Source organism: Stieleria sp. (genome assembly GCF_041595215.1).
Lineage (GTDB): Bacteria > Planctomycetota > Planctomycetia > Pirellulales > Pirellulaceae > Stieleria > Stieleria magnilauensis.
Map to the genome: position 1 here is coordinate 1 of NZ_JBFHKV010000057.1, position 15,793 is coordinate 15,793.

The following is a 15,793-nucleotide window of genomic DNA, read 5'->3' on the forward strand; positions in this document are numbered from 1 at the left end:
GCGATTTGCCCGCACAACCGATGTCCAATCCCAACTCGCTGAACACCCGCGTCGTTTCCGGATGCTCGATGATCCATTCGGGAATACTGCTATCGAGGTCGCAATTCATGTTTGAAGTGTAGCAGAATCCGCCCCCCAGCACGTGGCGTCAGCCAGTGGCGCGGGGTGCTTGATCCCGAAACCACCACGCGCCGCTCGCTGACGCGTCCCGCTGGGATGCCGCTCGCTGACGCGTCCCGCTGGGGTGGCCACCCAGGTTGTCGGCGTCAACCTGGGTTGACGTTTTTTGCGCGTCAAACGCGGATTTGGCCCCCACCTCGCCGCCGGCCCAAATGTTGCTCCCGTGATTCGGGTAACCATGTGAGGGCACTTCGATGATTTATGCACTGATCAGCAATTGGCATTCCAAGCCCAATCTGCCAACTCGACCAACGACGATGAATCCTTCAATGGATCAATCGCCGCGGGCCTCCCGATCCGTTCACGCAGACAACCCGGACAACAAGGGGCTGCTCAGCCGCGAAGAACTGCGCATTGTCTTGCTGTTGCTGCCGCTGTTGATCTTCTCCCTCTCGCCGCCGATCGTGCTGCTCGTCTTGCACTGGTTCTATCCGGAACTGATCATTATCGAGACGACACCGCGTCCAGAGTTTTGATCATTCTGCCATCGTTCTGCTCGACCGCTAATTCGCCAATTGTGACCACAACACGCCGGCGGCGATGGCCGAACCGATCACGCCGGCGACGTTGGGTGCCATCGCGTGCATCAGCAAATAATTGCCCGGGTCTTCTTCTTGGCCGACCAATTGCACCACGCGCGCCGATCCGGGGACCGCGGACACGCCGGCGGCACCGACCAGCGGGTTGATCTTTTCTTTCAAGAACAGATTCATCAGCTTGGCGAACAACACGCCACATCCGGTGGCAATGGCGAACGAAACGGCACCGAGTACGAAGATCAAGATCGACTCGCCTTTCAAGAAGTACTGGGCGGTCGTGCTCGCACCGACGCAAAACCCGAGCAGGATGGTGACGATGTCAATCATCGCCGTGCGTGCCGTCAGCGCCAACCGATCGGTCACCGTGCATTCTTTCAGCAGGTTCCCGAAGAACAGCATCCCCATCAGCACGATCGAACCGGGCGCCAACAGGGTGCAAATCAAGAACGCGACGATCGGAAACATGATCAATTCTTGACGCGTCACCTTGCGCGACGGTTTCATCCGAATCAAACGTTCGCTTTTCGTCGTCAGCAGCCTCATGATCGGCGGTTGAATCACGGGCACCAGCGCCATGTAGGAATACGCCGCGATCGCGATCGCTCCCAACAGCTCGGGGGCCAGATTCGACGCCAGGAAAATCGCCGTCGGGCCGTCGGCACCGCCGATGATCCCGATGGCACCGGCTTGCTGGGGCGTGAAAGCCAGACACAGTGCGCCCAGGTACGTCAGGAAGACGCCGACTTGTGCCGCGGCACCCAACAACACCAGTTTGGGGTTGGAAAGCATCGTGGAAAAATCAGTCATCGCGCCGATGCCTAAAAAGATCAACGGCGGGTAGATTTCTTTTTCGACCCCGAAGTAGAGGAATCGAAGCACGCTGTCTTCGCCGTAGACCAGCGGCACACCGGACTCGGTCGGCATGTTGCCGACGATAACACCGAAACCGATCGGGATCAGCAGCAGGGGTTCGTAGCGTTTGGTGATGGCCAGATAGATGAACCCCAGGGCGATCACCATCATCACGACGTTGCCCAGTTCCAGCCCGGCGAAGGCCGTCGTCTCGTACAGCTGGACCACTTTCTGGCTCAGGTATTCCATGACGTTCATTTGGGGTCTCGATGTTGAATGCGGTGCGACATGTGATGCTTCATGCGTCCTTCCAGGGACCACGCATATCCGCCGGCTCCCAGCCCACGGATCTTGACGATCCGATGCGGTCGATCCAACGCCTCTGCGACCGCGGCGGCGATGACCACCAAGATCTCTTCGGGCAGTTCGTCATCGTGAGCGAGCGGCGAGGCGGCTTGGGGTGCGAGTTCGGGCTGGATGAAGGGGGCAACCAGACGCGGCAGGACGGTGATAAAAATGACGATCAGCACCAGCGCCGAGAAGACCACGACGATGCCCATGATGGCCATCGGAATGCCATGCTCTTCCGTCAGGGGCGCCAGCGAAAATTCGATCAGCCGTTTGCTTTCCTCTTGAGCGAGCAGCGACATCACTTACTCCAGTACGACGAGGGTTTGGCCTTCTGCGACGGAATCACCCTCCGCAACATCGACACTTTTCACTGTGCCGGCGACCGGCGCGGTGATTTGGTTTTCCATCTTCATCGCTTCCAGGATGACCATGCCCTGTCCGCGTTCGACCGCGTCACCGGGCTTGACCAGGATCGATCGAATGGCGCCCGCCATGGGGCTGGTGACCGCGCCGCTACCGGCGGGCGGCTGGGCCTTCGTCGGCGTCTGGCGGGCGATCGCCGCTGGCGGTGCAGCGTCTGACGGCTGCGCGGGTACAGGGCGTGTCGGAACGGGATACGCTTCGGTCTCGCTGAGATCCTCCACGGTGACGTCGTAGGATTTATTTCCGACGGTGATACGTAATCTTTTCATAGCGGAATCAAACCATGCTTCTTTGGAGGACGGGTCTCGCTTTTGTTCAGCGTGTTCTGCAGCGCAAGTGACACGACCGCTCGGGTCTGCGCCGGGTCGATCACATCGGTGATCATTGCGTGGGAAGCCGCCAGATAGGGCGACGCAAATCGGTCACGGTATTCTTGGATGAATTGCTCGCGCAGCGCCGCCTTGTCATCCGCCGCGGCAAGTTCTTTGCGGTAGAGCACGTTGACGGCGCCTTCGGCGCCCATCACGGCGATCTCCGCGGTCGGCCAGGCAAACACCATGTCGGCTTTTAAATCGCGGCTGCACATCGCCAGATACGATCCGCCATAGGCTTTGCGGATGATGACGGTGATCTTGGGCACGGTCGCCGATGCGTAAGCGAACAACATTTTTGCACCGTGACGAATGATGCCACCCTGTTCCTGACCCACGCCGGGCAGAAACCCGGGAACATCGACCAACGTCAGCAGCGGAATGTTGAACGCGTTACAAAACCGAATGAAGCGGGCGGCTTTATCGGACGCGTCGATATCCAGCGTGCCCGCTTTCACGTTGGGTTGGTTGGCAATGATGCCAACAACCACGCCATCGACGCGTGCGAAACCGACGATGATGTTGGGGGCAAACTCGCGATGGACTTCCAAAAAGCAATCCTTGTCCACGATCCGTTCGATCACGGCGTACATGTCCATCGGGTCTTTAATATTCTCCGGAACCACATCGTTCATCGACAGGTCCGGATCCAGACACAGGTCTTCCACCAAAGCGTGCGGCGGGTTCTCCGCGTTGTTTTGGGGCAGGTAGGACAGCAGTTGCTGGACGATTTGCATGGCGTGCTGATCATTGTCGGCGACGAAGTGAACGTTGCCGCTGATGCTGGAGTTGGCCGACGCGCTGCCGATCTCTTCCATCGTGCAATCGACGCCCGTCGCCGCCTTGATGACTTGCGGCCCGCAGATGAACATGTTCGCGTTCTCGCGCGTCATCACCAAAAAATCCATCAGCGCCGGCGAATAAGCCGCTCCGCCGGCACAATTGCCGGCGATCACGCCGATTTGCGGGACGCAGCCGGAAAGCATGACGTTGCGGTAGAACACTTGACCGTATCCCGACAGCGAGTCAACGGCCTCTTGGATCCGGGCGCCCCCGGAATCGTTGATCGCCACAAACGGCATTCCGCTTTCGAGCGCGTAGTCCATGATGTCGCAAATCTTCTTGGAGTGCCGCATGCCCAACGCACCGCCGCCGACGGTTGCATCCTGGCTGAACGATGCGGCCGGTCGACCACCGACCCGTCCCACGCCGGTGACCACTCCGTCACAGGGCATGGGTTTGTTCTCCATCCCAAATTCATGGCAGGAATGATCGACGTGCATTCCCCACTCTTGAAAGGTGTTGGCGTCGAAAAAGACATCCAGCCGCTCGCGTGCCGAGAGCATTCCCTTTTCTCGGCGTTTGGCGTGCCGGCTTTCGCCACCGCCCAAACGCAATGTGGCGCGGCGTTCTTCTAGCCCAGTCAAAAACTCTTTTCGAATACTCCTGGTACTGCAGTTCTTTTTCCGTCAGGTCTCAGTTAAACGCCTCAATCTTCGTGCATGCCGAACGCCTGCAGGATCTTGCTGGCCGCTGCTTCGGGCGGCAGGTTGCCGGCAAGCACTTCGGATTCGAGTCCTTCGCGGATGCTCCGGACGCCGGGGTGCTTGCGAAGGGCTTGCTTCATTCGGTCTTCGATGATCGCCCACAACCAGCGGACTTGTTGTCGACGTCGTTTCGCGGCCAAGTCGCCGCTGGATTTCATCGCCTCGTAACGCTGTTGGACGGCTTGCCAGACGGCATCGACCCGCTCGTTGTGTAACGCGCTGCAGGTCAACACCTGCGGCGGATGATCTTGTTTTCCCAAAATGGAATGGATCGCCATCTCATATTGGTGGGCGGCCAGTTCGGCCGCTTTCAGTGTCGCCGAGTCGGCCTTGTTCACGGCGATCACATCGACGAGTTCCAACAGTCCCCGTTTGATTCCCTGCAAGTCGTCTCCGGCACCGGGCAGCATCAACGCCAAAAAGCAATCCGTCATTTCCGCCACCATGGTTTCGGATTGCCCCACGCCGACGGTTTCCACCAACACGACTTCGTAACCGGCCGCTTCGCAGACGAGTAAACTTTCACGCGTCTTGCTGGCCACGCCGCCGAGCGTTCCGGCCGAAGGTGAAGGTCGGATGTAAGCGTTGCGTTCGGCCGCCAGTCGAGACATGCGGGTTTTGTCACCCAGAATGCTGCCACCACTGATTCCGCTCGATGGATCCACCGCCAAGACTGCAACCCGTCGCCCCTGGGCGATCAATTGCAATCCGAGCGCTTCGATGAACGTGCTCTTGCCTACTCCGGGGGCGCCGCTGATGCCGACCCGGATGGCGTTGCCCGTGTAAGGCAACAATTGGGTCAATAGCGTCTCGGCTTGCCGCTGGTGCTCGGCATTGTTGGACTCGATCAGCGTCAACGCTCGCGGCAGTACCGTGATGTCGCAGTTGCGGACACCGGCAAAATAATCCTCCGTCGTCAATTGACGACGTCGTGGAACATCACGCTTCATGCTGAATTCCGATCAGGCATCTTGAGTCTCGACTGTTTCATCGACCGAGAACCCGAGTCGATCGGCGAGGTCTCGAACCACTCGAATCGCCGCCTCACTGATGACCGTACCGGGGCCGAACACTTCGGCGGCGCCGGCCGCGTACAACGCCTCGTAATCTTCGGGCGGGATCACTCCGCCGGCGACAATCATGATGTCCTCGCGGCCCAGATCTGCCAACGCTTTGCGGAGTTCCGGGACCAGGGTCAGGTGACCGGCCGCCAACGAGCTGACGCCCACCAGGTGCACGTCGTTTTCAACCGCTTGCCGCGCCGTTTCGGCCGGCGTGCGGAAAAGCGGGCCGATGTCGACATCAAAGCCCAAGTCGGCGAACGCGCTGGCGATAACCTTTTGTCCACGGTCGTGACCGTCTTGCCCCATCTTGGCGACCAAGATCCGCGGCCGACGGCCTTCGTTGCGTTCAAACGCCTCCACGATCTGGCCCACTTCCGTTGTCATGGATTCACTCTCAAGTGCGGCGGCATAGACGCCGCGGACAGATTGCACGGGCGCTTCGTATCGATTGTAAACCTTTTCCAACGCCGCGCTAATCTCCCCGACCGTCGCTTTGGCACGTGCCGCGTTGACGGCCAGTTCCAACAAGTTGCCTTGTTCGCTGCGCGCCGCTTCAGTCAACGCATCCAATGCCGCATCAACCTCGGACGCATCACGCTCGGCTCGGAGTTGTTTCAAGCCCGCGATCTGTGCCTTCCGCACCGCCGAATTATCGACGTGCAGCACACGCATGTCATCTTCGGTCGCCAGCCGATACTTGTTGACACCGATCAGGGTTTGTTGCCCGGAATCGATGCGGGCTTGGGTGCGGGCCGAAGCTTCTTCGATCCGCATCTTGGGAATCCCGGCTTGGATCGCCTGGGTCATCCCGCCGAGTTCTTCGATTTCAACCAAATGGCTCCAGGCACGCTGGGCCAAATCGTGGGTCAAGCGTTCGACGTAGTAGCTTCCGGCCCAGGGATCGACGACTTTGCACGTGTCGGTTTCTTGTTGCAAGAACAATTGCGTGTTCCGCGCGATCCGCGCGGAGAAGTCGGTCGGCAGGGCGAGCGCTTCATCAAGCGCGTTGGTGTGCAACGATTGCGTGTGACCGTGCGTCGCCGCCATCGCTTCGATGCAGGTCCGCGTGACATTGTTGTAAACGTCTTGAGCGGTCAAACTCCAGCCGCTGGTTTGGCTGTGCGTCCGCAGCGACAAGCTCTTGGGGTTCTTGGGGTTGAACTGTTTGATCAGTTTGGCCCAGATCATGCGGGCGGCCCGCAGCTTGGCGATTTCCATGAAATAATTCATGCCGATCGCCCAGAAGAACGACAGTCGTGGGCAAAAGGCGTCGACGTCCAAGCCCGATGCGATGCCCGTGCGGACATACTCCAGCCCATCGGCAAGCGTGTAGGCCAATTCCAAGTCCGCGGTCGCCCCGGCTTCCTGCATGTGATAACCGCTGATGCTGATGCTGTTGAATTTGGGCATCCGCTGGCTGGTGTACTCAAAGATCGAAGCGATGATCCGCATGCTCGGGGCGGGCGGATAAATGTAGGTATTGCGAACCATGAACTCCTTCAGGATGTCGTTCTGGATCGTGCCGGCAAGCTGTTCCGGTTTCACCCCCTGTTCTTCGGCGGCCACGATGTACAACGCCATGATGGGAAGCACCGCGCCGTTCATGGTCATCGAAACACTCATCCGATCCAGCGGGATGCCTTCGAACAGCGTCCGCATGTCTTGAATGCTGTCGATCGCCACACCGGCCATGCCGACGTCGCCGCTGACGCGGGGGTGATCCGAATCGTATCCGCGGTGCGTGGCCAGGTCGAAAGCGATGCTCAAGCCCATCTGACCTGCGGCCAAGTTGCGTCGGTAAAACGCGTTGGAGTCTTTGGCGGTTGAAAATCCCGCGTACTGGCGCACCGTCCAGGGACGCTGCACGTACATCGTCGCGTAGGGTCCACGCAAAAACGGCGCCAGCCCCGGCATCGTGTCCAAGTGGTCCAGTCCCGCACGATCGGCCGAGGTGTACAACGGTCGGACGGGGATCTGCTCCGGCGTCTGCCAACGCAGTTCGTCCGCATCGCCAGCGACCTTGGCTCGCCAGTCGTCTAACGAACCCGCCGCGCGGTTTTCGCTTTCCAACGGCACATCGGAAAAGTTTGGAATCAAGGTCATCGTACCGGCTCTCCTTCTTCAATCACACCGACTTGAGTCAACAGACTACGCAGCGTCTCGAGCACATCACAACGCATGAAGATAAAGCGGTCGACGCCCGCTGCTTTCCATGCCTGTTCGTTGTCACCCGGGTTTCCCGCCAGCACGACCGAGCTGGCTCCCGCCTGTTTTAGTTTGGCAGCCGCCGTGGGAACCACGTCGGCGTATAGTTTGTCCGAGGAACAGATCACCGCGATCGACGCGTCGGCTTGGCCAAACGCCTTCGCGGCAGCGTCCGCGTCCTCAAAGCCTCCGCGGTCGATCACTTCGAAACCGCCCGCTGCAAAGAAATTGCTCGACCAAGTTGCCCGGCCGCTGTAGTGCGACACGGGACCGAGGTTGGCCAAGAACACGCGTGGCCGTTTCCCCTGGGCATCTTGCCACGCGTCGCAGGCGTCACGCAATTGATCAAACGGCTCGGCCAGGCGTTGGGGCTCAATGGCGGCGATCGTTGCACTTTGGCCACGTCCCAGTCCAAGCGCGGCGGCGATCTGTCCCAGCGTCGCTCCGTCGGATGCCGCCGCGACCGCCGCGGCAACACGGTCCTCCGCCGCATCAAGCGACAGTGTTTCTTGCTCGGCCGATCGAACACCGCGAATCCGATCGGCGGCTTCCCCGGCAAGGGATTCCAGATCCGGTGCATCGCGAATCACCGGTTCTTCGCCGACGTTGGCGAACTCGCTGACGCCCGTGATCCCGCGTTTGCGAGTGGCGACATCCTTGGCCCGCGCCGCAGCCGTGGTCGCAATTTCTTTCGCAACCCAACCGCTGGTCAAAGCCGACAACATACCACCCTGGCATTCGGTTTCTTGGAAGATTTCCCACGCCTTGCCGGCCACGTCTTCGGTCAGCTGGTCCAAAAACCAGCTACCGCCGGCCGGATCGATGACGCGATGCAGGTGCGATTCTTCTTGCAACACCAGCGCGCTGTTGCGCGCGACGCGGCGGCTGAAGTCGTTGGACAATCCGGCCATCACATCAAACGGTACCGATGTGATCGCATCCGCACCGCCGATGCCGGCGGCAAAGACGGCCACCGAGTTGCGTAACAGATTGACATAGGGATCGTGTTTGGTCAGCACGCGGTTGCCGGTTCGGGTGTGAATCCGCATCGACCGCGAGTCTTCCGGCACGCCGCACGATTCCAGCACACGAGACCACAGCCATCGGGCGGCCCGCAGTTTTGCGATCGCTTGAAAGTGCTCGGTGCCCACGCTGACGCGAAACTGAATCTGTTTGGCCGCCGCTGACACGTCCATCCCCGCAGCGGTCATCGCTCGCAAGTATTCCACTCCCGTGGCCAGACTGAGCGCGATGTCCTGGGCCGCGCTCGCGCCGCCGTCGTGGTACGGCGAGCTATCCACGCCGACCGAGGTGACGTGCGGATAATGCTTGGACGTCCAACTGGCTAAATCGGACATCATGGACAGAGCCGACGAGGGTTCCAGCGGCAACGTTCCCCGGCGTGCAAGCTCACCCAGCGGATCGGCGTTCAGCGCCGCTTTCGCGGTTTCCGGCGAGACGCCGCGCCGCTTCCAGGTCACCATCAGGGTCGCCGCGGCGGGAAAGAATGCCGCGCCGGCGTCCAACGCAACCGTGACCATTTCCAATTGAACGTCGCCGAGCAGTTTGTCCATGTCATCCACGCCATAGACCATCACGCCATCGCGACCGACGCAACCGGCGCTTGCCGCGTGATCGGGATCCAGTCCGTTGCGTGCAGCTTGGTCCAGCCGGATCTGGATCGATGTCACACCGCCGCTCAAGTCCGCCAAGATCGCCTGATTGCAGGCACCCGGGCAGGGCGCGGTGAACTCCTGACGCAAATCCCATCCGGATTGGACCGATCCCAGCGGACGTCCCCCGCGAACCCGGTTCGCCAAACCCGGGAACCCCATCGGATCGTCTTGGCCACTGTCATCGCGGCGACTGTAGAGCGGTTCAATGGCGAGCCCGTCATATGTCTTTAAGACAAGCTTCTTTTCAAAGGGCGCTCCGGCGAGCGCCTTTTCGACCAGCGTCCGCCATTGATCGTAGTCGACCGGAGGGAAATCATCTTGAATACTAAATTCACGGGGAAACGTGACCGTCATCGTGCTTTCATTCAATACGAGTAATGTGGCCTTACCTTCCAAAGTGGCGTAAGCTTCCAGCTTGCAATCTTCGAGCTTCCGGCTCGCCCATCACAGACCCCCGCCATCAGCTTCCGCCGGCCGGTTCACAAAGTTCGGTCAGCACCCCGCCGGAACTTTTTGGATGCAGGAACGCGATCTGCATATGATGCGATCCCCCACGCGGTTTTTCATCGATCATCCGCAAACCGGAATCTTGCAATTCAGCGATACGGGCCTGGATGTCTTCGACGGTGTAGGCCAAATGGTGCAAGCCTTCGCCGCGTTTTTCGATGAACTTGGCAACCGTGCTGTCGTCCGACGTCGGTTCGAGCAATTCCAGTCGAACGTCGCCGGCACGAAAGAATGCGACCCGCACCTTTTGGCTTGGGACGTCCTCCAGCCCTTCGAATTCCAATCCGAGTGCCCCTTCGTAGAACGCCTGGTGGGCATCGATGGACTGCACCGCGATGCCGATGTGATTGAGAGACTTGACCGCCATTTTGATCATCCGTTGTTAATGGGAAACATTCATCGTGTTGGATGCCTTGCCTTGGCAACTTTCAATCGCGTCCAGCGCGTGGCCGGTCAAGAAACTTGCCAGCGCGGTGGGGGCGCCGAGCAGGGCGTGGGTTATATCGAAATTCGAAACCTGTGTGGCGAATCGATGTGAGAATGGTGGGTGGAACCAACGCTGGGGCAGTTCGACCGCGAAGTGTCGCATGAATTCCATGTTCAGTGTCCGATCGATCAATCCCGTCCGATCGCCGACGTCCATCACGACACCCTCGAGCGCCAACAGCGATTTACGGAACAGCATCAAGTCTTCGGGGACTCGCAATTTGGCTTGCTGGACCGCCTCGTCGAGCATCGCGACCAGCCAACTCAATCCGGGGAATCGACCGCGACGGACGCATGCGACCCATTTCTCGGCAACCGCCTTGAGGGCTGTTTCATCGGGCCGTTGCGGCGCGGCCAGTTCCGCCATTCGCAACGCGACGCCGCGCGCATCGAGCACCACGGCGGCCAACGAAATTTGCACGATCATTCGCCTGACGTCGGCCCCCAATCGTCCGACCAGACTCCAATCCAGAATCCCCAGTCGGCCGTCGTCGGTCAGAAATAAATTGCCGGCATGTGGATCACCGTGAAAAATCGGATCCTCGCGTTTGGAAAATACCGGCGCCGCGATCAACGCTTCACCGAGCAACGCGGCAAGCTCTCGTTTTGGTCGCCCGCCAAACAGTCCGTGGTCGGTCACCTTGCCGCCGCTGAGACGTTCCATGCAGGTCACGCGTTTGGTGCAGTGCTCCAGCAATTCAGGGATCTGCACCCGTGGTTCATCAGCAAAAAACGCCTTGGCTTCCACCAGATGTCGCTGTTCGTTCTCCAACTGCACTTCGTCCAGCAGTTTGACGTGCGCCTGACTGAATGCGTCTTCGTAATCCAGCTCGGGGATCTGCAACTCCTGGCAGCGGCGATCCAATTGCTCGCCGACCTGCGTCAGCAGCCGCAGCTCGTGATCGAGTTGTTGTTCGATACCGGGTTTGAGAATCTTGAACACGCCCTTGGTCGTCGTCTGGCCATTTGAGTTGGAGCCGCTGGACGATTGATTCCGATCAAACGGCACGACCACCGCCACGCTCGCTTCGGCGATCGCCGGTCCAAGTGTGATGCCCAAGCGATCGAGCGGTCCGAGTTCCTGGGCGATTGCCTGCTCGAGCACCGGTTGCGAAACCACCGGCGGAAGACTTTCCAATTCGCTCAAGTAACCGCGCAGTTCCAGCGGCAGACGTTTGTCACGCGCCAGAATCTGGCCGACCTTGTGCAACACCGGCGAGCTGCGGGCGAGAATCCCCAGCCGCTGTGAGAACGACGCCGACGCCGGCAATTGGGCTTGAGCCCGCACAATCGACATCTGTTGTTCCGGCGGCAGACCACCAAGAAACAGACTCAACCCCTCCCGAATCGGACGCGCAAATCGCGCGTGTTCGGGAGGCAGGATCGACTGAAACGCGGCTTCATCGAGCAGGAATTCCCAAGGGGGAGTCATCTCAGCCACCCGACCTTTCCGATAGCCAAGCTTCCATGTGCGGCCAGGTATTTTTCTCGGCGCCGCGTCCGGCCATGATGCCGATGTGCCCACCTCGCACTCGAAACAGTTCCTTGTCTTCGCTGCCCACCAAGTCCATGATCGACTCGGACTGGCACGGGGGTGTGATGTGATCGGCTTCGGCAATCACGTTGAACAGATTGGCTTTCAGCTTTTTCAAGTCGACCGTTTCGCCGCGCAGTTGCAGCGTTCCTTTGACGAGCTTGTTTTCTTTGTAGAGCTCATTGATCAACTGCTTGTACGCGCCACCGGCCATCGGGATGATGTCGCGGACCCAGGTGTTCATGGCGTGCCAGGCTTCTACGGTTCCGGGGTTTTCGATCTTGTCCCACAACATGCTGTAGCTGCCGAAGTAATTTTCGATCGGCTTGAGCATCTTGGCACCCGAATCGATCATTTCACCCGGGACGTTGCCCAGTTTTTCGACGATCGTGTCGGCATTGAACGCCGGGTTGCTGGACCAACGCGTGAACCCTCCGGCCTCTTGGTCACTGAAGTCCAGCGGTGCGGTCAGCAGCATCAGATTCTTCAGCCCGTCATCGGGTCGCAGCGCCGCGTACATCGTGCTGATCAAGGCGCCCAAGCACCAACCCAGCATGCTGAACTCCTCCGCCCCCGAGACGCTTTTGAACTTGCGAATCGCACGCGGCAGGTATTCCAGCGTGTAATCATCGAAGCACATGTTCTTGTCTTCGGGACCGGGTTCACCCCAGTCCATCAAATACAGATCGTAACCGTGCCGCAGCATGTACTCGACGAAACTGTGGCCGGGCCGCAGATCCAGCACGTGCGGTCGGTTCATGATGGCAAACACCATGAACAACGGCACCGGTTTGCGATCCTGTTCCGGTACGACCGGGATGTAGTGATACAGTTTGGCCTTGTTGAGTGTCCAAACCACTTCCTTCGGCGTTTGGGCGATTTTGGCATCGGTGGTGAGCATCCGGTTGAATCGGTCAAGATTCTCGGTGGCCCGGTGCCAGCCTTCGCAGACATCCGAGAAGGAAGGCATGCCGTTGTCCACCGCTGGGGTCGATTCTTTCGTGGTCATGTGATTCCCCTTCAGTTGGTTGTTTGCGTGTCGTTGGATTGAGCCCCCTCGCTCAGTCGCGCGTCGAGATCATCCAACCGCATTTCGATATTGGTCAGACGCTCGGCCAGACGCGTGATGTCATCACGAGTGGGCATGTTCAGTTGAGCCATGGCCTGAGCCATGCTGGATTCCATGGCTTTGCGAAACGGTCCGCTGGTCGTCAGCCAGGCGTCCAGCATGGCGCCGGTTGATTCGGCATAGGCCTCGGTATTGACGAAGTCCGTCATGATCTTCGACCACGTTTCCATGTTGGAATCGCGCATTTGTTTCAGCATGCCCGTCGGATCGAAGGGGTCGAATGTTTGATTGTCTTTGGATTGCGACATCTTGGTTCTATTGGCTCCTGTAAACGTTTCGAAATAACCTCTTCGATCGTGGCGTCTGGTCCGACGCGCGCGGTCGGCCTTACATGAAGGCTCCACCATTGACGTTGATCTGTTGCCCGGTGATGTAATCGCCGTCGGCGACCAGGAAGGTCACGGCTTTGGCAATCTCTTCGGGATGGGCAAATCGTCCCATCGGGATCCCACCGCGGATCTTGGCTTGAATCACCGGCGGGACCGCTTCAAACATGTCCGTGTCGGTGTATCCCGGCGCGATCGCGTTGACCGTGATGCCCGAATGCACCAGCTCCGCGGCGGCCGTGCGGGTGAACGCGATGATCCCACCCTTGCTGGCGCTATAGTTCGCCTGCCCGATCGCCGGCAATTGACCATTCATCGAGCTGATGTTGACGATCCGGCCATAACTTTGCGACGTCATGATCGGGATCGCGGCCGAGGTGCAGAAAAAGCATCCGCCCAAGTTGGTTTGAATCACTTCCATCCATTGCTCATCGTTCATGCGGGGCAACATCGCATCGCGGGTGATCCCCGCGTTGTTGACCAGAATGTCCAGATGGGTGAATTCATCGGCGATCTTTTGAACCATCGCCCGTGCCTGTTTGGGGTCACCGATGTTGGCTTGCGCCAACAGACACGTCCCCCCTTCGCGACTGATTTCGTCGGCCACCTCTTGGGCCTTGGCCTCGTTACTGGAGAAATTGATGGCGACCCTGGCCCCCTCGCGGGCGAGTTCTAACGCGATCGCACGTCCGATCCCACGTGACCCGCCGGTGACCAATGCCGTTCTTCCGTCGACCCTTCCCATTGTCTCATGCTCCGTGTCAATTCAATTGTGATGTACAGATTCAGTGATGCCGTTAGATGTGTTCAAAAATGGCCGCGATCCCCTGCCCGCCGCCGATGCACATCGTCACCAAGGCGCGTTTTTTGCCGGTGCGATTGAGTTCGTACAGCGCCTTGATCACCAGGATCGCACCGGTCGCGCCGATCGGGTGACCGAGCGAAATCCCGCTGCCGTTGGGGTTCGTGCGGTCCATCGGCAATTCCAATTCGCGGCACACCGCCAGGGCTTGCGAGGCGAACGCTTCGTTGACTTCAAAGACATCGATGTCGTCGAGTCCGAAACCGGTCTTTTCGAGCAGCTTGCGAACCGCCGGGACCGGCCCCATCCCCATGTACTTGGGATCCACACCGGCATAGGCGTAATCCACCAACTTGCCCATCGGCTTCAGTCCGCGGCTCTCGGCGACCTGGGCATCGGCCAAGACCAAGGCGGCCGCGGCATCATTGATGCTCGATGCGTTGCCGGGCGTCACCGTCCCTTCCCGATCAAACACCGTGGGCAGACGCGCCAGTTTTTCCGTCGTCACGCCGTAACGCACCGTTTCGTCGACTTCAAAGGGAACCACGTCCCGTTTGACTTTGATGTCGATCGGAACAATCTGCGCTTTGAAGTATCCGTGATCGATCGCGGCTCCCGCACGGCGGTGACTCTCCACCGCGAACGCATCTTGGTCTTCACGCGAGATCTGATATTTCTTGGCGACGTTTTCCGCCGTGACACCCATGTGACAATCGTCAAAGGGGTCGCTGAGCGCACCGACCATCATGTCGACCAACGTCGTGTCGTTCATCCGCGCCCCGAAACGCATCGCGGCAGAACTGTACGGCGAGCGACTCATGTTCTCGGCACCGCCGGCAACGGTGACGTCCGCATCGCCCAACATGATCGCATGGGCCGCCGTGATAACCGCCTGCAACCCGCTGCCGCAGAGACGATTCAATGTCAGCGCCGGCGTCTCATGCGGCAAGCCGCCTTTGATCGCTGCGACGCGAGCCAGATAATGATCATGGGCATCGGTATGAATAATGTTTCCAAACACCGCATGTCCGACATCGCTCGGCTTCACGCCCGAACGCTTCACCGCTTCCTTCACACACTTTGCGGCCAAGTCGCACGGCGGGGTGTCTTTCAAGCTGCCGCCGTATCCTCCGATCGGTGTTCGCACGCCACTGAGTACCACCACTTCACGCGTCATCTCGCTGGCTCTCCTCTACAACACGTTGATTAATACGGCACCTTGAAGAATTCGCACCGAGTGCGGGAACAAGGACACCAGACTTGCCACTTCAAAGATTCAACTCCTCGGTGGGCAATGGCGTCAGCCGGAGCAAACGCTATACCAATCATGGGGGACGCCCCGTGCCCGGGAGTGTGAAACGACGACGGGCAAACCCACAGACACCAGCGATCTGCAAACACGCAATCAAGCGCACTGGCGCGCGGAATCATCCCGACTTTCTGGCCGTCGATCAGTACCTGCTTCTGACTGATTCCAAACGAACTGTGCGGTGGCGTAGCACTTGCAGTGCAAGACGCTCCACTTCGTGCGTAATCGCTCGTTTCGTGACACCCTTCGCACGTTCGTGACGTTCGCTCTGCGAACCGCCGTCGCCAGTGGTGTATGAAGTAAACGTTGACAACCAACGCAGCGTTCCTGTTAGCGGTAGGGCGCAAGCCCTCCGGTCAACGCAGCCGTTCCTGTTAGCGGCAGGGCGCGAGCCCTCCGGTCAACGCAGCCGTTCCTGTTAGCGGCAGGGCGCGAGCCCTCCGGTCAACGCAGCGTTCCTGTTAGCGGTAGGGCGCAAGCCCTCCGGTCAAC

At 59.5% G+C, this 15,793-nt stretch carries 14 protein-coding genes; 1 reads left to right on the forward strand and 13 read right to left on the reverse strand.

All coding sequences use genetic code 11. The features are described 5' to 3' along the window. Nucleotides 1-437 precede the first annotated feature (437 nt). The gene (locus tag ABX749_RS03920) at nt 438-656 is read left to right on the forward strand and encodes a hypothetical protein (protein WP_372894848.1); all 219 of its coding nucleotides are present in this window, start codon (nt 438-440) and stop codon (nt 654-656) included. Between the two features lie 27 nt (nt 657-683). On the opposite strand, the gene ABX749_RS03925 is transcribed toward ABX749_RS03920, so the two are convergent. The 13 genes from ABX749_RS03925 to bktB all read right to left on the reverse strand — a co-directional run bounded on the left by ABX749_RS03925 (nt 684) and on the right by bktB (nt 15,169). After that, complete coding sequence (locus ABX749_RS03925) at nt 684-1,829, reverse strand: sodium ion-translocating decarboxylase subunit beta (protein WP_372894849.1); 1,146 nt, start codon at nt 1,827-1,829, stop codon at nt 684-686. Continuing rightward, the gene (locus tag ABX749_RS03930) at nt 1,826-2,221 is read right to left on the reverse strand and encodes an OadG family protein (RefSeq protein WP_145212795.1); all 396 of its coding nucleotides are present in this window, start codon (nt 2,219-2,221) and stop codon (nt 1,826-1,828) included. Before ABX749_RS03930 ends, ABX749_RS03925 begins: the two co-directional genes overlap by 4 nt. Nucleotides 2,222-2,224: 3 nt before the next feature. Beyond that, nucleotides 2,225-2,614, reverse strand: a complete 390-nt coding sequence (locus ABX749_RS03935; RefSeq protein WP_145212798.1) for a biotin/lipoyl-containing protein — start codon at nt 2,612-2,614, stop codon at nt 2,225-2,227. Next, entirely contained in the window at nt 2,611-4,143 is a 1,533-nt protein-coding gene (locus ABX749_RS03940; protein ID WP_372894850.1) for an acyl-CoA carboxylase subunit beta, read from the reverse strand. The genes ABX749_RS03935 and ABX749_RS03940 overlap by 4 nt, the downstream gene beginning before the upstream one ends. Before the next feature lie 62 nt (nt 4,144-4,205). Beyond that, a complete protein-coding gene (gene meaB / locus ABX749_RS03945) occupies nt 4,206-5,213 on the reverse strand; it encodes a methylmalonyl Co-A mutase-associated GTPase MeaB (RefSeq protein ID WP_145212805.1) in 1,008 nt (335 codons plus the stop codon). Nucleotides 5,214-5,225: 12 nt separating this feature from the next. Further along, nucleotides 5,226-7,430, reverse strand: a complete 2,205-nt coding sequence (gene scpA, locus ABX749_RS03950; protein ID WP_372894851.1) for a methylmalonyl-CoA mutase — start codon at nt 7,428-7,430, stop codon at nt 5,226-5,228. Beyond that, on the reverse strand, nt 7,427-9,562 hold the full coding sequence (locus tag ABX749_RS03955) for a methylmalonyl-CoA mutase family protein (RefSeq protein ID WP_372894852.1): 2,136 nt from the start codon (nt 9,560-9,562) through the stop codon (nt 7,427-7,429). Before ABX749_RS03955 ends, scpA begins: the two co-directional genes overlap by 4 nt. 106 nt (nt 9,563-9,668) lie before the next feature. Then, nucleotides 9,669-10,082: a methylmalonyl-CoA epimerase gene (gene mce / locus ABX749_RS03960; protein WP_145212814.1), complete on the reverse strand. Its 414-nt coding sequence runs from the start codon at nt 10,080-10,082 to the stop codon at nt 9,669-9,671. Between the two features lie 15 nt (nt 10,083-10,097). Then, complete coding sequence (locus ABX749_RS03965; RefSeq protein WP_372894853.1) at nt 10,098-11,633, reverse strand: AarF/UbiB family protein; 1,536 nt, start codon at nt 11,631-11,633, stop codon at nt 10,098-10,100. A 1-nt stretch (nt 11,634) separates the two neighbouring features. Beyond that, nucleotides 11,635-12,744, reverse strand: coding sequence for an alpha/beta fold hydrolase (locus ABX749_RS03970; protein WP_372894854.1), 1,110 nt, complete (start codon nt 12,742-12,744; stop codon nt 11,635-11,637). An 11-nt stretch (nt 12,745-12,755) separates the two neighbouring features. Beyond that, the gene (locus ABX749_RS03975; protein WP_372894855.1) at nt 12,756-13,112 is read right to left on the reverse strand and encodes a hypothetical protein; all 357 of its coding nucleotides are present in this window, start codon (nt 13,110-13,112) and stop codon (nt 12,756-12,758) included. A gap of 79 nt (nt 13,113-13,191) precedes the next feature. After that, nucleotides 13,192-13,935, reverse strand: coding sequence for a 3-oxoacyl-ACP reductase family protein (locus tag ABX749_RS03980; RefSeq protein ID WP_095741929.1), 744 nt, complete (start codon nt 13,933-13,935; stop codon nt 13,192-13,194). Between the two features lie 52 nt (nt 13,936-13,987). Beyond that, nucleotides 13,988-15,169: a beta-ketothiolase BktB gene (gene bktB, locus ABX749_RS03985; protein WP_145212823.1), complete on the reverse strand. Its 1,182-nt coding sequence runs from the start codon at nt 15,167-15,169 to the stop codon at nt 13,988-13,990. Nucleotides 15,170-15,793 lie beyond the last annotated feature (624 nt).

What these genes read in the sequence shown, in the direction of transcription:
- ABX749_RS03965 (WP_372894853.1), bottom strand. Translation starts at nt 11,633, where the DNA reads ATGACTCCCCCTTGGGAATTCCTGCTCGATGAAGCCGCGTTTCAGTCG.
- ABX749_RS03935 (WP_145212798.1), bottom strand. Translation starts at nt 2,614, where the DNA reads ATGAAAAGATTACGTATCACCGTCGGAAATAAATCCTACGACGTCACC.
- meaB (WP_145212805.1), bottom strand. Translation starts at nt 5,213, where the DNA reads ATGAAGCGTGATGTTCCACGACGTCGTCAATTGACGACGGAGGATTAT.
- ABX749_RS03930 (WP_145212795.1), bottom strand. Translation starts at nt 2,221, where the DNA reads ATGTCGCTGCTCGCTCAAGAGGAAAGCAAACGGCTGATCGAATTTTCG.
- ABX749_RS03970 (WP_372894854.1), bottom strand. Translation starts at nt 12,744, where the DNA reads ATGACCACGAAAGAATCGACCCCAGCGGTGGACAACGGCATGCCTTCC.
- ABX749_RS03920 (WP_372894848.1), top strand. Translation starts at nt 438, where the DNA reads ATGAATCCTTCAATGGATCAATCGCCGCGGGCCTCCCGATCCGTTCAC.
- ABX749_RS03975 (WP_372894855.1), bottom strand. Translation starts at nt 13,112, where the DNA reads ATGTCGCAATCCAAAGACAATCAAACATTCGACCCCTTCGATCCGACG.
- ABX749_RS03980 (WP_095741929.1), bottom strand. Translation starts at nt 13,935, where the DNA reads ATGGGAAGGGTCGACGGAAGAACGGCATTGGTCACCGGCGGGTCACGT.
- bktB (WP_145212823.1), bottom strand. Translation starts at nt 15,169, where the DNA reads ATGACGCGTGAAGTGGTGGTACTCAGTGGCGTGCGAACACCGATCGGA.
- mce (WP_145212814.1), bottom strand. Translation starts at nt 10,082, where the DNA reads ATGGCGGTCAAGTCTCTCAATCACATCGGCATCGCGGTGCAGTCCATC.
- scpA (WP_372894851.1), bottom strand. Translation starts at nt 7,430, where the DNA reads ATGACCTTGATTCCAAACTTTTCCGATGTGCCGTTGGAAAGCGAAAAC.
- ABX749_RS03955 (WP_372894852.1), bottom strand. Translation starts at nt 9,562, where the DNA reads ATGACGGTCACGTTTCCCCGTGAATTTAGTATTCAAGATGATTTCCCT.
- ABX749_RS03925 (WP_372894849.1), bottom strand. Translation starts at nt 1,829, where the DNA reads ATGAACGTCATGGAATACCTGAGCCAGAAAGTGGTCCAGCTGTACGAG.